17 protein-coding genes and 1 tRNA gene are annotated in these 17,704 nt (G+C 67.1%); 4 read left to right on the forward strand and 14 right to left on the reverse strand.

Annotated features, from left to right (window positions below; translation table 11 throughout):
• Positions 1-83: 83 nt before the first annotated feature.
• The 6 genes from ACVWYS_RS08875 to ACVWYS_RS08900 all read right to left on the reverse strand — a co-directional run bounded on the left by ACVWYS_RS08875 (position 84) and on the right by ACVWYS_RS08900 (position 7,073).
• Complete coding sequence (locus tag ACVWYS_RS08875; RefSeq protein ID WP_026266331.1) at positions 84-287, reverse strand: ubiquitin-like protein Pup; 204 nt, start codon at positions 285-287, stop codon at positions 84-86.
• A 91-nt stretch (positions 288-378) separates the two neighbouring features.
• Complete coding sequence (gene dop / locus ACVWYS_RS08880) at positions 379-2,052, reverse strand: depupylase/deamidase Dop (protein ID WP_456509597.1); 1,674 nt, start codon at positions 2,050-2,052, stop codon at positions 379-381.
• Positions 2,049-3,860 carry a proteasome ATPase gene (gene arc / locus ACVWYS_RS08885; protein ID WP_344367684.1) on the reverse strand — a complete coding sequence of 604 codons (1,812 nt, stop codon included), beginning with the start codon at positions 3,858-3,860 and terminating at the stop codon, positions 2,049-2,051. Before arc ends, dop begins: the two co-directional genes overlap by 4 nt.
• Before the next feature lie 84 nt (positions 3,861-3,944).
• Entirely contained in the window at positions 3,945-5,024 is a 1,080-nt protein-coding gene (locus tag ACVWYS_RS08890; protein ID WP_344367685.1) for a tRNA (adenine-N1)-methyltransferase, read from the reverse strand.
• A gap of 101 nt (positions 5,025-5,125) precedes the next feature.
• Complete coding sequence (locus tag ACVWYS_RS08895) at positions 5,126-6,313, reverse strand: site-2 protease family protein (protein WP_456509598.1); 1,188 nt, start codon at positions 6,311-6,313, stop codon at positions 5,126-5,128.
• Positions 6,306-7,073 (reverse strand): HAD family hydrolase, encoded by a 768-nt coding sequence (locus tag ACVWYS_RS08900; protein ID WP_456509599.1) that lies wholly within the window; start codon positions 7,071-7,073, stop codon positions 6,306-6,308. The genes ACVWYS_RS08895 and ACVWYS_RS08900 overlap by 8 nt, the downstream gene beginning before the upstream one ends.
• 153 nt (positions 7,074-7,226) lie before the next feature.
• Between ACVWYS_RS08900 and ACVWYS_RS08905 the strand changes: the two genes are divergently transcribed.
• Complete coding sequence (locus tag ACVWYS_RS08905; RefSeq protein ID WP_116765682.1) at positions 7,227-8,132, forward strand: PAC2 family protein; 906 nt, start codon at positions 7,227-7,229, stop codon at positions 8,130-8,132.
• A gap of 38 nt (positions 8,133-8,170) precedes the next feature.
• On the opposite strand, the gene mshC is transcribed toward ACVWYS_RS08905, so the two are convergent.
• Together mshC and ACVWYS_RS08915 are read right to left on the reverse strand one after the other, a co-directional pair.
• The gene (mshC, locus tag ACVWYS_RS08910) at positions 8,171-9,451 is read right to left on the reverse strand and encodes a cysteine--1-D-myo-inosityl 2-amino-2-deoxy-alpha-D-glucopyranoside ligase (RefSeq protein ID WP_456509600.1); all 1,281 of its coding nucleotides are present in this window, start codon (positions 9,449-9,451) and stop codon (positions 8,171-8,173) included.
• Positions 9,452-9,466: 15 nt separating this feature from the next.
• Positions 9,467-10,300, reverse strand: coding sequence for an undecaprenyl-diphosphate phosphatase (locus ACVWYS_RS08915; protein WP_456506510.1), 834 nt, complete (start codon positions 10,298-10,300; stop codon positions 9,467-9,469).
• A 52-nt stretch (positions 10,301-10,352) separates the two neighbouring features.
• Here ACVWYS_RS08915 and ACVWYS_RS08920 point away from each other — a divergent pair, with 52 nt between their 5' ends.
• Positions 10,353-11,288, forward strand: coding sequence for an aldo/keto reductase (locus ACVWYS_RS08920; protein WP_344367690.1), 936 nt, complete (start codon positions 10,353-10,355; stop codon positions 11,286-11,288).
• A gap of 67 nt (positions 11,289-11,355) precedes the next feature.
• Here ACVWYS_RS08920 and ACVWYS_RS08925 read toward each other — a convergent pair whose 3' ends face one another.
• The gene (locus tag ACVWYS_RS08925; RefSeq protein ID WP_091254200.1) at positions 11,356-11,631 is read right to left on the reverse strand and encodes a hypothetical protein; all 276 of its coding nucleotides are present in this window, start codon (positions 11,629-11,631) and stop codon (positions 11,356-11,358) included.
• A gap of 39 nt (positions 11,632-11,670) precedes the next feature.
• On the opposite strand from ACVWYS_RS08925, the gene ACVWYS_RS08930 reads away from it, so the two are divergent.
• Positions 11,671-11,904: a DUF5703 family protein gene (locus ACVWYS_RS08930; protein WP_018772920.1), complete on the forward strand. Its 234-nt coding sequence runs from the start codon at positions 11,671-11,673 to the stop codon at positions 11,902-11,904.
• 31 nt (positions 11,905-11,935) lie between these two features.
• Here the strand turns inward: ACVWYS_RS08930 and ACVWYS_RS08935 are convergent, their stop codons facing one another.
• Complete coding sequence (locus ACVWYS_RS08935; protein WP_456509601.1) at positions 11,936-13,099, reverse strand: acyl-CoA dehydrogenase family protein; 1,164 nt, start codon at positions 13,097-13,099, stop codon at positions 11,936-11,938.
• 14 nt (positions 13,100-13,113) lie between these two features.
• Complete coding sequence (locus ACVWYS_RS08940; RefSeq protein ID WP_344367692.1) at positions 13,114-14,430, reverse strand: M20/M25/M40 family metallo-hydrolase; 1,317 nt, start codon at positions 14,428-14,430, stop codon at positions 13,114-13,116.
• Positions 14,431-14,594: 164 nt separating this feature from the next.
• On the opposite strand from ACVWYS_RS08940, the gene ACVWYS_RS08945 reads away from it, so the two are divergent.
• Positions 14,595-14,677: transfer RNA gene (locus ACVWYS_RS08945), tRNA-Leu, on the forward strand.
• 52 nt (positions 14,678-14,729) lie between these two features.
• Here ACVWYS_RS08945 and ACVWYS_RS08950 read toward each other — a convergent pair.
• From ACVWYS_RS08950 to ACVWYS_RS08960, 3 genes are all read right to left on the reverse strand, one after another.
• Positions 14,730-15,578, reverse strand: coding sequence for a S1 family peptidase (locus ACVWYS_RS08950; RefSeq protein ID WP_456509602.1), 849 nt, complete (start codon positions 15,576-15,578; stop codon positions 14,730-14,732).
• A gap of 260 nt (positions 15,579-15,838) precedes the next feature.
• Positions 15,839-16,576: a TM2 domain-containing protein gene (locus tag ACVWYS_RS08955; protein WP_456509603.1), complete on the reverse strand. Its 738-nt coding sequence runs from the start codon at positions 16,574-16,576 to the stop codon at positions 15,839-15,841.
• A 6-nt stretch (positions 16,577-16,582) separates the two neighbouring features.
• On the reverse strand, positions 16,583-17,695 hold the full coding sequence (locus tag ACVWYS_RS08960; RefSeq protein ID WP_344367695.1) for an AI-2E family transporter: 1,113 nt from the start codon (positions 17,693-17,695) through the stop codon (positions 16,583-16,585).
• Positions 17,696-17,704 lie beyond the last annotated feature (9 nt).

The following is a 17,704-nucleotide window of genomic DNA, read 5'->3' on the forward strand; positions in this document are numbered from 1 at the left end:
GACGCTCCCTCAACGTGGTGGATCAACGACTCTTCCGGCTCTTAGCCCCTCCTGCCGCCCTCATCCGGCGGCCGGCGGCGCTCCTACTGGCCGCCCTTTTGGACGAATGCGCGGACGAACTCCTCGGCATTGGATTCCAGCACGCCGTCGATCTCGTCGAGGAGATCGTCAACGCCCTGGGTGGCTGCCGATGCCTGGGCGTCTGCGGGGGCCGGCGGCGCGGCGGGGACGTCCTCGTCAACCTCGGTGTCCCGCGACTGCGGCTGCTGCTGCTCCTGGCCTGCCATTGTTCTCTCCTTCATGTCCGTCCCTTTTCTCGTAAGGGACTTCCTGTAGCAATAGTGCCACGCGCGGGGCGCCCGCGGGGGCCTTTTGTTCCTAGGAACCGGGGCTGAGTCCCAGCAGCTCGGCCAGGAACGTCCCGGCCTCCCGGTGCCGGGCGAAGAGGCCGCCGGTGAGGGCTTCGGTTCCGCGCAGCGGCTCCCGGGTCGGGACCCGCTGGAGCCGGCCGCGGCCGGGAAGATCGAAGATCACCGAGTCCCAGCTCGCTCCCGCAAGGTCGGCGCCGAAACGGCTGACGCAGCGTCCGCGGAAGTACGCGCGCGTGTCCGACGGCGGTTCGGTCACCGCGCGGCCGATCGCGGCGTCGTCGACGATCCGTTGCATCCGGTCGCGGGCCAGCAGGCGGTAGTAGAGCCCTTTTTCGGGGCGGATGTCTGCCCATTGCAGGTCCACGAGGCCCAGTCGGGCATTGTCCCACTCGAGGCCGTCGCGCTGGCGGTAGCCCTCCAGCAGGGACAGTTTGGCAAGCCATTCCACGGAGGAGGCGGCCGCCGCCCGGTCACCGCCGAGTTCACTCAAGGTGCCGGACCAGCGTTCCAGGACCTCGTGGGTGTGCCCGTCACCGTCCACGGCATCCGCAACGCCGGTGTCCTGAGCGTGTTTGGAGGCGGCCTCGAAATAGATCCATTGCAGGTCCAGGGCGGTGATCCGCCGGCCGTCGCTCAGGCGCAGCATCGCGGTCAGCGAGGTGTCGTGGCTGACCGTCTGCAGGGCCGCGACGGGCTCGTGAACCTCAATCCGGGGCGCCAGGCCGGCCTCGATCAGGCTCAGGACCATCGCGGTGGTGCCGAACTTGAGGAAGTTGGATGCCTGGCTGAGGTTGGCGTCACCGATGATGACGTGGAGCCGGCGGTACTTGTCCGCGGTGGCGTGGGGTTCGTCCCGTGTGTTGATGATGGGCCGGCGGATAGTGGTTTCCAGTCCCACTTCGGTTTCGAAGAAGTCGGCCCGCTGGCTGATCTGGTACCCGGGCCGGGAGCTGTCCTGCCCGAGGCCCACGCGTCCGGCGCCGCAGATGATCTGCCGGGTGACGAAGAACGGGGTGAGCCCGCGAACGATCTCGCCGAACGGCACGGAGCGGGGCATGAGGTAGTTCTCGTGCGAGCCGTAGGAGACGGACTTGTTGTCCGTGTTGTTCTTGTAGAGGTTGACCGGCGGCAGCTCGGGGTCGGCGGCGAGGCGGCGGACGGCGGCCAGCGCCACGAGGTCTCCGGCGGCGTCCCATGTGACGGCGGCGCGCGGGTTGGTGACCTCGGGGCCGGAGTACTCCGGATGGGCGTGGTCGACGTACAACCGTGCCCCGTTGCCCAGCACCATGTTCATCAGCAGCGTGCCGGCCTCGTCCTCGCCGTCGGCCTCCAGCTCCTGACGGCCGTAGGCGAGGGCTATGGCCTCGGCGTCCAGGACCGGAGGCTGGTCGGTGAGCTGTTCGGGGTCCGCGCTGCTGCGCTCCAAGGTCCAGCCGCGGGCGTCGTGCAACGGCTCTTCGTCGGTGTAGTCCCACCGGGTTTCGGCCCCGCCGGCCGCCCGCTGCCGCGTGACCTGGGCGTATGCCTGGATGACGCGGGCAGACATCATGGTGGCGTTGGCGCCGGGGGCCGACGGCGCGTGGATGCCGTACTCGGTCTCCGAGCCCATCACCCGCATCGCACCGCCGACGGGCAGGCCGCCGGCTGTGTCGGCCGGCCGTCCCGGGACACCAGCCGTCACAGGTACTGCCCTGTGCTGGGCATCGTCTCGATGGACTTCCCGGGCTCCTGGCCGGCCTTGCCCTGGACGATGGTGCGGATGTATGTGATGCGCTCACCCTTCTTGCCGGAGATCCGTGCCCAGTCGTCCGGGTTGGTGGTGTTGGGCATGTCCTCGTGCTCACGGAACTCATCCACGACCGCCCGGAGCAGGTGATCGATGCGCAGGCCTTTCTGCCCGATGGTCAGCAGGTCCTTGATGGCGTACTTCTTGGCCCGGTCCACGACGTTCTGCACCACGGCGCCGGAATTGAAGTCCTTGAAGTAGAGCATTTCGGTGTCGCCGTTGGCGTAGGTCACCTCGAGGTATTCGTTGGACTTCTCGGTGGAGTACATCGCCTCGACGGTCCGCTGGACCATGGCGTCCACCGTGGCCTGGACGTCGCCGTTGTGCTCGGCGAGGTCGGACTCGTGGAAGGGCAGGTCCGTGGTGATGTACTTGTTGAAGATGTCGGCGGCGGCCTCGGCGTCGGGACGCTGGATCTTGACCTTGACGTCCAGGCGGCCCGGGCGCAGAATCGCCGGATCGATCATGTCTTCGCGGTTGGAGGCGCCGATCACGATCACGTTGTCCAGCCGTTCGACGCCGTCGATCTCGCTGAGGAGCTGCGGAACGATCGTGGTTTCGACGTCGGAGGAGATGCCGGTGCCGCGGGTGCGGAACAGCGAATCCATTTCGTCGAAGAACACGACCACGGGGCTGCCCTCGGAGGCCTTTTCGCGGGCGCGCGCGAAAATCAGGCGGATGTGCCGCTCCGTCTCGCCGACGTACTTGTCCAGGAGCTCGGGTCCCTTGATGTTCAGGAAGTAGCTCTTCATGTCCGTCTTGCCGGCACGTTCGGCGGCCCGGGCGGCCAGCGAGTTGGCCACGGCTTTGGCGATCAGGGTCTTGCCGCAGCCCGGCGGGCCGTACAGCAGGATTCCCTTGGGGGCCTTGAGTCCGTGCTCGCGGTAGAGGTCGGGGTGCAGGAATGGCAGTTCGACGGCGTCGCGGATCTGTTCGATCTGCGGGCCGAGACCGCCGATGTCCTGGTAGGTGATGTCCGGGACTTCCTCCAGCACGAGGTTTTCGACCTCAGAGCGCGGGATCTTCTCCAGGGCGTAACCGGTGCGGGAATCGATAGAGAGGGCGTCGCCGACCCGGAGCCGCTGGGCGAGCAGGGCCCCGGAGAGCCGGATGACCCGTTCCTCGTCGGCCCGGCCCACCACCAGGGCGCGGTCCGTCCCCAGCATCTCCTTCAGGGTGACCAGGTCCCCGGCGCGCTCGTAGCCGAGCCCGGCGACCACCATCAGGGCCTCGTTCAGGAGGACTTCCTGGCCGACTGCCAGCTGGTTGATGTTCACCAGCGGGCTGATCCCCACGCGCATTTTGCGGCCGGCGTTGAAGATATCGACCGATTCCTCAGTGGCCGCCTGGCCGCTGTTCCCGGCGGTCGGCTGACGCTTCGGGTTCAGCTGAAGGATGGTGCCGAAGCTGTACGGCGGCTGTCCCTCCTGGTCGAGGGCGTTCTTGAGCCGCAGGATCTCCGCCTTGGCGGTCTCCAGCATGCTGACAAGCTTTGAGTTGTTTTGCGTGGCCGCGGCGAGCTGGCGGTCAATGTGCCGGAGCTTGTCCCGGAGGATATTGACCTGCCGCTCGGCGACGGAGAGTTCATTGGCGGCGTACCGCTCCCCCTCACCGGCAGCGGCCCGGGACGCGTCCGCCCGTGCGGCAGCATCCGCTGCGTCCTCGGCCGGTGTGCGGCCCGGGTCAGTGTTCGGAGTCTCCATCGTGCATCAGCCCCTTCCTGCTCTTCTATTAAGACCTTAGCCCTAAGAAGGCGGGTGCCGCTGGAGACATCCGAAATATGCTGCCTAGTTCGTTATCTCCGGGGTGTCCACGACGTTTGTTCCGGCGATTGCGTCACGGGCGGCGCGACGCAGCTTCTTGTCCGAGACAGCCCGTTCGCCGACGGCGCCGGGAGTCCAGGCGTTGACGTCTTCTTCGTTGAAATCGGTCTTGGACGGGCGGCGCTTCACGGAGATTCCCGTGACGCCGTCGGCGAGCCGGCGGGTGACCAGCAGGAAGCCTGTGTGGGCGACCATGCGGTGGTCCGGGCGCACGGCCAGGCCTTCGAGGTGCCAGCCGCGGACCATGGATTCCCACGCGTCGGGCTCGGTGAAGCGGCCGTCGGCGCGGATGGCTTCGGCTGTCCGCGAAAGCTGCGTCACAGTCGCGACATAATTGATCCAGACCCCGCCCGGCGCCAGGACCGTGGCGACGGCGTCGAGGCATTCCCACGGGGCGAGCATGTCCAGAACCACCCGGTCCACGGATCCCGGCTCTTCGGTGCGAACCACTTCTTCCTGGAAGTCTCCGAGGGAGATCTTCCAGGCCGGGTGCGGGCCGCCGAAGATGGTCTCAACGTTGCCGCGGGCAATATCGGCGAATTCCTGGCGGCGCTCGAAGGAGTGCAGGTAGCCGTTGTCCCCTACCGCGCGAAGCAGGGAGATGGACAGGGCGCCCGAGCCGACACCGGCTTCAACGACGCGGGCGCCGGGGAAGATGTCCGCCATCGTGACGATCTGGCCGGCGTCCTTGGGGTATACGACGGCGGCGCCGCGCGGCATCGAGAGCACGAAGTCCGAAAGCAGCGGGCGCAGGGTCTGGTACTGCTGTCCGACGTTGTTCACGACGACGGAGCCGTCGGGCTTGCCGATGATCTCGTCATGGTTCAGGAAGCCGCGGTGGGTGTGGAAGGCTCCGCCGACCTCGAGCGTGATCGTGTTCATGCGTCCGCGCTCGTCCGTGAGTTGCACCCGCTCGCCCTCGCGGAACGGTCCGCGGCGGCGTGCAGCACCGGTCGCGGCAGTACTAGTGCCTGCATCGGCGGTGCCAGTGGCTGCGGCTGTGTTAATGCCTGCGGCGGCGGTGGCGGCAGTATCGCTGCTCATGAAAATGTTCCTCGCTCCTGTAAAGCTGTGTGGCCGCGGACATGCCGGCGGGCACCGGTCCTTGCGCGTGGGGGCCGGAAATTCACGACCGACCAGTAACTCTACCGGTTCTGCCCCTGGTTCTGGGGTTGGGGCCGGTACTTGCCCGTAATGGCGCCGAGGACGGCGGACTGGTGCAGCAGCCCGGTAACGGCGCCATCGCGGTCCACCACCGCGTACTCCTGGCCATCGAGCTGAGCCAGGTACTGGACGAGCTCCTGGCCCTTGGACCATTCAGGAACGTAGGCCCCCGCGCCCAGGGCGTAGGACACTGCCGAAACAGGGGTCGTCGCGGCCAACGGGGCAGGCACCATGGCCGCTGCGCCGGCGTCGACAATGCCCGCCGGACGGCCGTCCCGGTCGCACACCACCACGGCGGGACTGCCGGACGGCGCCCGGTGCAGGACGTCGGCAACCGTGGCGGTGTCTGGAAGGCCGACGGCCGGCTCGGCGAGGGCCGCGGCGTCGACCAAGTACAGCCGGCCCCGCATGCGGGCCTGCTGGATCGACGCCGAAGCGCCCATCCACAGGAAGCTGCCGACGAGGGCCGTGATGAGGGTGAAGGAAATGTCCGGCCGCGCTCCGCTGACCAGGGGCAGGACAATGAACCACAGCGCCAGGGCGATCACGATGATCCGCCCTGCCCAGCCGGCCGCGATGGTTCCCTTGTCCTGGTTTCCGGTGGCCTTCCAGACGGCCGATTCAACCAGGCGCCCGCCGTCCAGCGGAAGACCGGGAAGCACGTTGAAGATGCCGATCAGCAGGTTGGCCCAGACGAAGATGTTGGCCAGGATGTCGGCCACACCGCTCAACTGGCCGTAGGCGAGCAGGAGCCAGCCGGCGCCGGCGAGGAAAAAGTTCGCCGCAGGGCCGGCCATCGCGACCAGGACCGAGCGGCCCGGTGAGGCGGTGAAGCTTTGGAACTGGGTGTGGCCGCCCCAGAGGTTGAGGACAATTTTCTCCGTGGGCCAGTGGAACACCTTCGCGGTCAGCGCGTGGGCGAGTTCGTGCGCGAGCACGGAGATCAGGAGCAGCAGGGCGTACGCGAAGGCCACGAGGAAGGCAGTGATGCCCAGATGCGGGTTGTTGGTCTCGAGGACCGGCCCGTATGCGATCACGGTGAAGGCCGCGATGATGAACCAGGAGTAGGCCAGATATACCGGGATGCCGGCTATGCGGCCCAGCGGGATACCGTCCTTGCGGGAAGCCGCCACCTTGCCGGGCTGCCCTTGGCCCCCGGTGTCAGCCACGGACGGGACTCGCAGTCGTGCGGGCGACGGAGCCGGCGTCGGAGTCGAGCCCGAAGGTGGCATCGGGGAATTCGTGCCGCAGGGCCACCAGCTCTTCAAGGTCCGCCACCGTGCGGCCCTCGAGGGTATTCCAGGTGGCGCGGCGGGGATCATGCGGGAGGGGCACGATGTGCGGGATGGCGACGGTGACGACGCCCGAGGCCACGGCGGCGGCGACGCCCGGGGCGGAATCCTCCAGGGCCACGCAGTGGTGGTGGCTGAGGTCGGGGTCCTGCTGCTGCAGGAGCTCAACGGCCTTGAGGTAGGCCTCCGGGTGGGGCTTTCCCTGCGAGACGGTGTCCCCTGTGACGAGAAAATCGAAGTAGGGGGCGGGGAGGCTGGCAACGATTTCCCGGGCCAGCGGGGCCTCTGACATGGTGACGAGGGCGCAGCGGACGCCGGCGTTGTAGAGCTCGTCAAGCAGTTCGCGGGCCCCGGGCCGCCAGGGAACGGACTTGCGGACCTGGCTGACCACATGGCCCGTGAGGGTGTCAATGATGTCGCGTCGTTCCATCGTTACGCCGGCCTCCTGCAGCAGGCCGGCGGAAAACACCAGGGACTGTCCCACGAGTTGCATGGCCTGGTCATGGGACCACTGTCCGCCGTGCGCTTCAACGAGGGTGCGTTCGGCTTCTATCCAGTAGGGCTCGGTGTCGACAATGGTGCCATCCATGTCCCATAGCGCTGCTTTAAGGAGGGGCCGGGAAGCTGAGGATCGCATGCCTTCCAGTCTACGGGGAAGCCGGATGCGGGGCGCCCGCGCTACGCCTACGGCGAATTTTGGCCGGCGGGCCGCAGTCTCCGTGCAGTTTTTTGCCTCTTCGCGGCGCTTCAATGCCTGCACGGGGAAGCGACTTGGACGTAGGGTGATGGCATGAACAGCTTCGAGGCAGACCCCACCGAACCAGGCGCCGTCTCCGAGCCGGAGCGGCTGCTGCAGCCCGTCCCCGAGGGCCGGCGCATCACGGTCATGCTGGCCGCCTTTGAAGGCTGGAATGACGCAGGGGAGGCCGCCAGCGACGCCCTGCGCTACCTGAACAAACTCTGGGGCGGCAAAAAAGTCGGGTCGATCGACGCCGACGAGTACTACGACTTCCAGTTCACCAGGCCTACGATCCGCCGGACGGCGTCCGGCGAGCGGAAGATCAAGTGGCCGTCCACCCGGATCTTCAAGGCAAGTGTCCCCGACTCGAATGTGGACGTGATCTTCGTCCAGGGCACAGAGCCGTCCTATAAGTGGCGCGCCTACACCGCCGAGTTGCTGGTGCATGCCGAAGCCCTGCACGTGGACTACGTCATTCTGGTCGGTGCCCTGCTGGCCGATGTGCCGCACAGCCGGCCGATTCCGGTCAGCACGTCCACCGACGACAACGCCCTGCGGGAGCGGATGGACTTTGAAGCGTCACAGTACGAGGGCCCGGTGGGAATCGTGGGCGTGCTCGGCGAGGTGGCGCTGCTTGCCGGACTGCCGACCGTCTCGCTCTGGGCGGCCGTGCCGCACTATGTGGCCCAGGCGCCGTCGCCCAAAGCGCAGCTGGCCATCCTGAACCGGATCGAAGAGCTCCTGCAGGTCCCCCTGGACACGCAGGAACTCGTGGAAGAGGCCGACGCGTGGGAGCGCGGCGTGGACGAGCTCGCCACCGAGGATCCCGAGATTGCGGCCTATGTGCGCCAGCTGGAGGAGGCCAAGGACACCGCTGACCTCCCGGAGGCCAGCGGCGAATCTATCGCCCGTGAATTCGAGCGCTACCTCAAGCGCCGCAACAAGGACAAACCCTAACGGCCAGGCCGCGGCTGTCGGCTCCTAGAATCCGGCTCCTAGAGTTCGACGCCGAGCAGGGCGTTCACGGCATCGCCCACCAGTGCGGCGTCCGTGGCTGACGCGGTTCCCGGGGTGGCCAGCGCGGCCTGGGCCCAGGCGTCGATGGCGGCCAGGGCGCCGGGCGCGTTGAGATCGTTGGCGAGCTCGGTCCGCAGCCGGCCGAGGAGGGACGCGGCGGATCCGTGCGGAGCCACCGCGAGGGCTTCGCGCCAGGTGCGGAGCCGGTCCTTGGCCTCGGCGAAACCCTCAGCGGTCCAGGACCAGTCCGTGCGGTAGTGGTGGGCCAGGATCGCCAGGCGGATCGCGGCGGGCTCTTCACCGTCGGCCCGGAGCCGGGACACGAGGACCAGGTTGCCCTTGGACTTGCTCATCTTTTCGCCGTCCAGGCCCACCATGCCGGCGTGGGCGAAGTGGCGTGCCAGCGGCACACCGGCCAGGGAGTACGCGTGGCCGGCACCCATTTCGTGGTGCGGGAAGATGAGGTCCGAGCCGCCGCCTTGGACGGTGAAGGGCTTGGGCAGGTACTGCTGGGCGATCACGGTGCATTCGATGTGCCAGCCGGGCCGCCCCTCCCCCAGTTCACCGCCGGGCCAGCTGGGCTCACCCTCGCGGGCAACCCGCCACAGCAGCGGATCCAGTGCCTGGCGCTTCCCGGCCCGGCCCGGATCGCCGCCGCGTTCGGCGAAGAGTTCGAGCATTTCGGCGTCGGACAGTCCGGACACGGACCCCAGGGTCCAGGCGTCGACGGCGTCGGTCGAATGTTTCCCGGCGGCCTCGACGTCGTAGTAGACGTCCCCGTCGGGCTCCCCGCCGGTGCCGGAAACCCGGTAGGCGAGGCCGTTGCGTAGGAGCCGCTCGATGGCGGGAACGATCAGGGGAACGGCTTCGACGGCGCCGACGTAGTGGTCTGGGGCCAGGACGTTCAGGGCCTCCATGTCAGTCTGGAAGAGCTCGATTTGGCTGGCCGCGAGGTCGCGCCAGTCGACGCCGGTGGCCGTCGCGCGCTCCAGCAGGGGGTCGTCGACGTCGGTCACGTTCTGAACGTACGCCACGTGTTGGCGGCCGTCCCGCCAGGCGCGGTTGAGGAGGTCGAAGGCGACATAGCTGGCCGCGTGGCCCATGTGGGTGGCGTCGTAGGGGGTGATGCCGCAGACGTACATGGACTGCTCACCCGTGGCCTCCAGGGTGACGATGGCGCCTTTGGCGGTGTCGAAGAGGCGCAGGGCAGGCATGCTGCCCGGGAGCTGGGGAACAGGGCGGGAGATCCAGGATTTCACAGCCCAAGCCTAGTGCTAGGCGCTGATGACATTGAAACCGAGCAGCAGGTACAGGGACAGACCCAGGAGGATTCGGTACCAGACGAACAAACGGTAGCCGCGGGTTGAGACGTACTTCAGGAACCAGCCGATGATGACATAGCCCACAGCGAAGGCGATGACGGTGGCCAGGGCCGTTTCCGGGAGGCCGTACGGGCCGGTGATGCCTTCCTTGGAGACGACTTTGTACAGCTGGTAGAGGCCGCTGCCGAAGACAGCGGGGATGGCCAGCAGGAACGAGTAACGGGCCGCCGCTTCACGGGTATAGCCCATCAGGAGGCCGGCGCTGATCGTGCCGCCGGAGCGCGACACGCCCGGGAACAGGGCCAGGGCCTGGGCGAGGCCGTAATAGAGGCCGTGTTTGTAGGTCAGTTGCGTGAGCTCGCGGTCCTGCTTGCCGACCGTGTCGGCCACGGCCAGGACCATGCCGAACAAGATCAGCATGGTCGCGACGCCCCACAGGCTGCGGAGCACCGATTCGATCTGGTCCTGGAAGAGCAGGCCGAGGACGATGATCGGGATGCTGCCCAGGATCACGAGCCAGCCCATGCGCGCATCCGGGTCCTGCCGGGACACTTTGCCGGAGAGTGAACCGGCCCACGCGCGGATGATCCGCAGGATGTCGCGCCAGAAATAGACGATCACCGCCGTCTCGGTGCCCAGCTGCGTGATGGCCGTGAAGGCCGCGCCGGGGTCGGCCGCGTTCGGGAGGAAAGCACCGACAATCCGCAGATGGGCGCTTGAGGAGATCGGGAGGAACTCGGTCAGTCCCTGTACGAGGCCCAGCAGAGCCGCTTGTATCCAGTTCACGTTTATAGACCCTACGTTATGAAGCAGCCCGAATCCCCGTAAGCTTGCTGACATGCAGCAGCGTTATGTCGGCAACAGTGGGTTGCGCGTGTCCGCCCTTTCCCTTGGCACCATGTCCTGGGCCCGGGAAACCGAGGAACAGGATGCCGCCGCCCTGCTGCGGGCCTTCGTCGATGGCGGCGGGACGCTGATCGATACCGCTGCTTCCTACGCCGACGGGCAGGCCGAGGCCATGCTCGGCGGCATGCTGGGCGACGTCGTCGCCCGCTCCGAGGTGGTGATCTCCACGAAAGCCGGCCTGACCACGACGGACGGGCGCCGCAGCGTCGACACGTCCCGCAACGGGATGCTCTCGGGTCTTGACGCGAGCCTGGCGCGGCTGGGAACGGACTATGTGGACCTGTGGTTCGCGCATGCCTGGGACCCCAACGTGCCGCTCGAGGAAACCCTTTCCGCCCTCGACTTCGCGGTACGTTCCGGCAGGGCGCGCTACGTCGGCGTTTCCAACTTCAACGGCTGGCAGACGGCTAAGGCCGCCGCGATCGCGGGCTTTCCCCTGGTCGCCAACCAGTCCGAATATTCTCTCCTGCAGCGCACCGCGGAGATTGAGCTGATTCCGGCGATCGAGGACGCGGGGCTTGGCCTCATGGCCTGGGGTCCGCTGGGACGGGGTGTCCTGAGCGGAAAATACCGGGGTCACATCCCCGCGGACTCCCGGGCCGCCCAGCAGCGGCTCGCCACGTATGTGGAGCCCTATCTCGAGGCGCCGGCGTCCAGCGTGGTCGAGGCGGTCGCGATGGCGGCGAAGGGGCTTGGCCGGACGGCCTTGGACGTGTCGCTGAGCTGGCTCCTGTCCCAGCAGGGGGTGGCCACCGCCGTCGTCGGCGCACGGACCCCGGTGCAGCTCAAGGAGATCCTGGACGCGACACTCGCCCCGCTCCCCCCGGAGATCGCGCAGGCGCTCGAAGACGTCTCCGACCCCGTCTAAGGGCTGACGGGGTGCCCTCTGCTAGCCGTGGGCGCCGGCCCGGGCGGACCGACAACGTTCTACGCGTTTAGTTCTCTGAGTTCTGCAGGATTTCGAGGTCTTCTTCGTCGTCGACGTCCTCGTCGTCCTCGTCCTCTTCGTCGCCGTCGATCACTTCGAGGGGCGTCACTTCGCCGTACGCTTCGTACAGGGCGTCGTCGTAGACTTCAAAGGCATCAGCAACGGCGAAGAACGCCGCTTCGACCGCGGGATCCCCGTCACTCCTGCGGGCGGAGACGGCCGCCAGGTGTTCTTCCAGTGCAGAGGTCAGGGATTGAAGCGCGACACGCGGATCGATGCTCATGACTTCACGTTAGCCGGAAAAAGACGAAAATGGAGAGCAATGAAAGAACATTTTCTGAGCAGCTCGGTCCGGCGGGAACGGGACTATGTCAAGCAGTACGAGTACCTCGTCCTGACGGTCGGTCCTGAGGATTCTCTGCCCGAGGCCCGGCGCCGGCTCGTGGAGCATTCCGAGTACGGCAAATGGGAGCTGGAGCGCAGCCGCCTCTATGTCGGCGGCGGACGCCGCTTCTGGTTGCGCCGCAAGGTCATCCAGGTCCAGCGCACCGTCTAGGACGCCCCGGGCCGCTCCAGGCCGTGTCCAGTCAGGGCGTGTCCAGCGGACCCAGCCAGGCGTTCGCCACGGTGTTGTGCGCTGATTCATCGTCCGACGGGTGGAACATGCCCGCGAGCACGTCCCGGTACAGCCGCTCGAGCTCGGAGCCGCGGAAGTAGCTGGAGCCTCCGGACACCCGGATGGCGAGATCCACCACGGTCCGGGCGGTTTCCGTCGCCCGGACCTTGAGGCCCACGAGCCGGGGGAACCACTGGTTGCCCAGGTCCGCGAGTTCGTCGACGTCGGCTGCCACGCGGGACAGTTGCGGGTAGAGCGCATCCATGGCCATCGCCGCTTCTGCCACCTTCCAGCGGATATCCGGATCCTGGGCGTAACTGCGGCCGCCGTTCTTGAAGGACGTCCGGCGCTTCACGGCCTCCACCCCGAGCGTCAGCGCCCGTTCCCCGATGCCCGCGTACACCGCTGCAAGCAGGGTCTCGAAGCAGGCAAAGATCGCGAAAATCAAGGGATCCGCGTTGGGACCCACCGGAAGCTTCCGGAAGATCCGCTCCGCCGGCACGACGGCACCGTCCAAGACCGTCGTATTGGACTGGCTGGCCCGCATGCCGAGGGTGTCCCAGTCGGGCAGGATCTTGTACCCGGGCGTGTCCCGCGTGATGAATCCGTGGACCAGTTCCCCCGCACCGTCCGCGGCGGAGGCGTCCTTCCCGAAGATCCCCAGCCGGGTCCACGCCGGGGACAGGCTCGTGAAGATCTTGCGGCCGGTGAAGCTGTAGCCGCCGTCGGGCAAGGGGGCGGCCTCGGTGCGGGAATCGAACAGCACGGAGTCGTTCCCGGCCTCCGAATTCCCGAACGCGAAGACCTCCCCCTGTGCAGCGTCCTTGAGGACGAAACCCAGTGAGGAGTCGCCCCGGGCGGCCAGGACGTGCGCGACGCCGGTCCACACCAGGTGCATGTTGACCGCCAGCGCGGTGGCCGGCGCCGCCGTCGCGAGCCGGCGTTGCAGCTGCGCCGCATCGGCCAGACCGAGTCCCAGGCCGCCGTCGGACGCGGGGACGAAGATCTTCAGGTACCCGGCCGCCTTCAGGTCCGCGAGGTCCTCGTGGAAGAAGGCGTTGTCGCGGTCATAGCCGGCGGCGCGGCCGCGGATCCGGTCCAGCAGCGGCCCGGCGAGGATGTCCTCGGGCGTCATGGCGGCGCGTCCGCTCAGTAGTTGGTGAGCAGGGTGTTCAACACCCGCGCACCGAACTTCAGGGAATCAGCCGGGACGCGCTCGTCCACGCCGTGGAACATGCCGGTGAAGTCGAGCTCGTCCGGAAGCATCAGCGGGGCAAAACCGTAACCGGTGATGCCGAGCCGGCTCAGGGACTTGTTGTCCGTTCCGCCGGAGAGCGTGTAGGGCAGGACCTTGGCGCCGGGGTCCTCGGAGTGCAGGGCGTCGATCATTGAATCGACGAGGTTCCCGGCGAACGGCACTTCCAGTGAGACGTCGTTGTGCACGTAGCTGATGTCCACGCCGGTCCCGGCGAGTTCGCGGACGATCTCCAGCACGTGCTCCTCCTGCCCGGGCAGGGTGCGGCAGTCGATGAGGGCCTCGGCGGATTCAGGGATGACGTTGTGCTTGTAGCCGCCCTTGAGCAGCGTGGGGTTGGTGGTGTTCTGCAGCGTGGCGCCGACGAACCGGGCCACGGTACCGAGTTCCTTGAGGATCGTGTCCGGATCGTCCGGATCGAATTCGACGCCCGTGAGTTCGGTCACGCCGTCGAGGAACTGCCGCGTGGTGGGAGTGAGTTCGATCGGCCAGTTGTAGGCACCGATCCGGGAGACAGCGCCGGCGAGCCGCGTCACGGCGTTGTCCGTGTTGATCTGCGAGCCGTGGCCCGCGCGGCCGTGGGCGACGAGGCGGAGCCAGGAGAGGCCCTTCTCGGCCGTCTGGAGCAGATATGTGCGCTGCCCGCCGATGGTCGCGGAGAAGCCGCCGACCTCGGAGATCGCCTCCGTGGCGCCCTCAAAGAGTTCGGGGCGCTTGTCGACGGCGTAGCGGGCCCCGTAGGTGCCGCCGGCTTCCTCGTCGGCGAAGAACGCGAAGATGATGTCGCGCTTGGGCTTGCGGCCCGTACGGGCGAAGTTGCGCAGCACGGACAGGATCATGGCGTCCATGTCCTTCATGTCCACCGCGCCGCGTCCCCAGATCAGGCCGTCTTTGAGTTCGGCGCCGAAGGGGTCCACCGACCACTGCTCGCGGAGGGCCGGCACCACATCCAGGTGGCCGTGGACCACGAGGGCGCTGGCGGAGGGGTCCTCCCCCGCCAGCCGGGTGACCACGCTGGCCCGTCCCGGGGCCGCCTCGAAGATTTCGGCGTCCAGCCCGACTTCGGCCATGAGCCCGGCGGTGTACTCGGCGGCCGCGCGTTCACCGGGGCCGGAGCCGTCGCCGTAGTTGGATGTATCGATCCGGATCAGCTCCTGGCAGATCCTGACGACCTCGTCCTCGGGCCTGATGTCGGTCCGGTTGTCAGTCATAGCGGCTCCTCGTGGCGGGTGGCTCAATTGCTTGCTTCAGCCTACCCACACCACCCCCGCTGACCCCGATTATTTGTTTCCGGAAAAGTCGTGCTAGAGTCTTTCTCGCTGCTTCCGAGAAAAGCAAAACGCTGAAAGGCGAAACGAACTCGGAATTACCACCTGCGCGGGTGGCGGAATGGCAGACGCGCTAGCTTGAGGTGCTAGTCCTCGAAAGGGGGTGGGGGTTCAAGTCCCCCTCCGCGCACAACGGGAAACACCCTGGAATCAAAGGATTCCAGGGTGTTTTTTTGTGCAACTCAGACCCCGCTGTGTGTCGCCCGGATCCAGGATGACTCGTAAGGGATGGACGTCGATAAGTCGAGGTACTTCGCCGCGGGCGGGTCTTCGTAGGCGGAGATGATCCCGACAAGCTTGAGAACGCCGTTTTCCGTCCGCAGCACCGGCCCCCCGCTGTCGCCGTGGTTGGCAGATTTGGCGCGCGAGAAGGTGCAGAAACTCCATTCTCCGGTGATGGACAAACATGACCCCGAGGCGACTACTCTCGTGGACATCGCCGCGAGGCTGGCAGGCAGGCCGAGAGGGCAGCTTTGATGGCTGAGGAACGGGTCTCCGAGGCAGCCGTAGCCGGCCAGCACGACGCTGGTGTTCGCCGGAGGATTCACTGTGGCCAGCGGAATTGGCGCTTCAGCCACGGGATGCGCCAGATGGAGTACGCCGATGTCGTCCCTGAGCAACGACTCGTTGAAGCCCGGGTGGACAATCAGCCCTCCCTGCGAGACCGGGACCGGCACGGTGAATTGCCCGGGGTGAGATCCATAGTGGAACGTGACGTCCGCTGTTCGTGGCGTTCCGCCGTTGTAGTGAAGGCAGTGAGCGGCAGTGACGACCGCATAGGGGCTGATCAAGGCCCCGCTGCAGGTAGCGACGGCACCATCGGGATAGACAAGCTGGATTCTCACGGCCCACGGGTATTTGTTGGGGCTGAGGATGGTTCCGTTATAGATGGCCTGGGCCGGTGGCGCGACCCCAAGGAGGCCAGCGAGGACCAGGACCACGGCCACCAGAGCGGCTCTCCATCGAGGACGCGGACTGTCCGTCGATGGTGCACTGGCCGGAACGTGGTGCTGGAAGCCGATGTCTGGCATGGGGGTTCTCCGTCAAGCAGGTACGGACAATAGTCGGTCGTGACCGGCCTGCCCGGTTTGCGATATGGATGTGTACTGCCCCAGCTACAGGCCATCACTGTGCGCCCGTTGCTTACCCGGAGTCAAGGCAAAAAAGAAAGCCGGCCGGGATCGCCTTCCGATGCCCTTCCCGCCGGTTTGCCTTGTTCCACCCGGACGGAGTACTCAGTGGAAGTGAACATTTTCCGGGCGACCAGGACCGTGTGTTACTCCGTCCTGCCCTACCCGGGTAGACGGTATTCCTGGGCCGTGAGGTGCCAGATGGTGCCGGTGGTGCTGACTATCAGTGTGTACGTTCCCGGGGCCAGGGTGAGGCCGATCGCCCCGGCGCCGGCCTTGGCCAGGGACAGCACCGTGAGCGCCGGCCCTTTCACGGGTTGGAGGTAGGCGACGGCGGGTCCGGTGAAGGTGTACTCGATGTGGAGCTTGCCGGTAACGGTCACGACCGGCCCCGGGGGTTTCGTGCCCGAGGCCTCCGCGACGGTGACCCACTCCTTCGCCGGTGGCGGCGGGGCCGGGTGCAGCAGGGCGTTTACGGCGGTGACGGTGGCGGTGACAGTCCCGGTGACGGGGGCCGCGGTGGCGCAGAACAGCGCACCCGTGAGGGCGCCGACCAGGACAATTGAGGCCGTGCGCAGGCCGCGTCGCAGGGAGTTGGTGCCGACTAAGGGCATTGATGCACCGTCGGCAGCGTATTCTTCGGTGATCCGGAACAGGTCAATGAGCCACCAGATGCCGGCGCCGCCGAGCGTCAACAGCTTCAGGGTGCCGGTGACGGGGCGGTGAAGGTAGAACCGGTCCGCGCCCGTGAAGCCCAAGAACAATGCCAGCAGCCACGCAGTGCGCAGGGAGCGCCGCGGCGGCATGTCACCTTCGAAGAAAAGCCCGTATTGCTCGGCCAGGGGCACATTCCGATTCTGGACCAGCCACGCCGGGATGTCCACGACAGGGCCTTTCATGCCCGCTCACTCAAGGGGCTCTCCGTCCGGCAGCTCGGGCACCGGCATCTCCGGTCCGGGCAGCTGATCTTTTTCGGTCCACGTCTTGAGGACGGTCCAGGCGACGGCGGTGATCGGAACGGCCAGCAGCGCGCCGACGATTCCAGCGAGGATGGTGCCGGCGGCCAGGACGAGCAGGATAGCGAGCCCGTGGATGCTGAGCACCTTGCCCATCAGGACCGGCTGCAGGAAGTGGTGTTCGAGCTGGTTCACCGCGATGACGATGGCGAGGACGATCAGCGCCTGGATGGGACCGTTGGAGACCAGCGCGACGGCGATCGCCAGGGTGCCTGCGACTGTGGCACCGACGATGGGGATGAATCCGCCCATGAAGATGAACACACCCAGCGGGAGGGCCAGCGGAACTCCCATAACGGCGAGGGCGATCCCGACGGTGAGGCCGTCGATTGCGGCGACGATGGCAGTGCCGCGGACGTACCCGCCCAGGACCGCGGTGCTGCGGTCCGCGGCCAGGCGTGCCCTGGCGCGGTGGTCCGCGGGAAGGAAGCCGATGAGAAAGGTCCGGATCTCAAGGCCGTCCTTGAGGAAGAAGAACAAGGTCACGACCATCAGTAACGCGCCGGTGAAGATTTCCCCCACGGTCCGTGCCCCGGTGAGGGCTTCTGCGCCGAAGGTGCTGGACGTGAGGAACACCCGGGCAGAGTCGATGGCTGCGGTGATCTGTCGGTCGGTGACGGGGACCGGCCCGTTATTCAGGAAGGCATGCAGTTGGTCAATCCCCGCAGCGGCGCGGGCCGAGAGCTCTGCCCACTGGTTGTTCACCAGGAAAACGATGCCCGTGATGATGCCTCCGACGACTGCGAGGATGGCCACGAAGGAGGCAACGACGGCGAGGGCGCGCGGCCAGGCATGCCCGGTGAGCCAGCGGACGAGCGGGGAAATCGCTGCAGCCAGGATGACGGCGATCAGGACCGGGATGATGACAAGCGGGATGCGCGTGGCCGCCCAAATGATCGCGTAGGCAAGGGCAGCCACCGCCAGGGCCTGGACGGCGCGGATGCTCGCGCGGCCGAGTCCGTCTGACCAGATGGCCGGCAAGCCGGTGCGGGGTTCGGTCATAGGGCTCTC

This window comes from Arthrobacter sp. TE12231 (assembly GCF_054062895.1).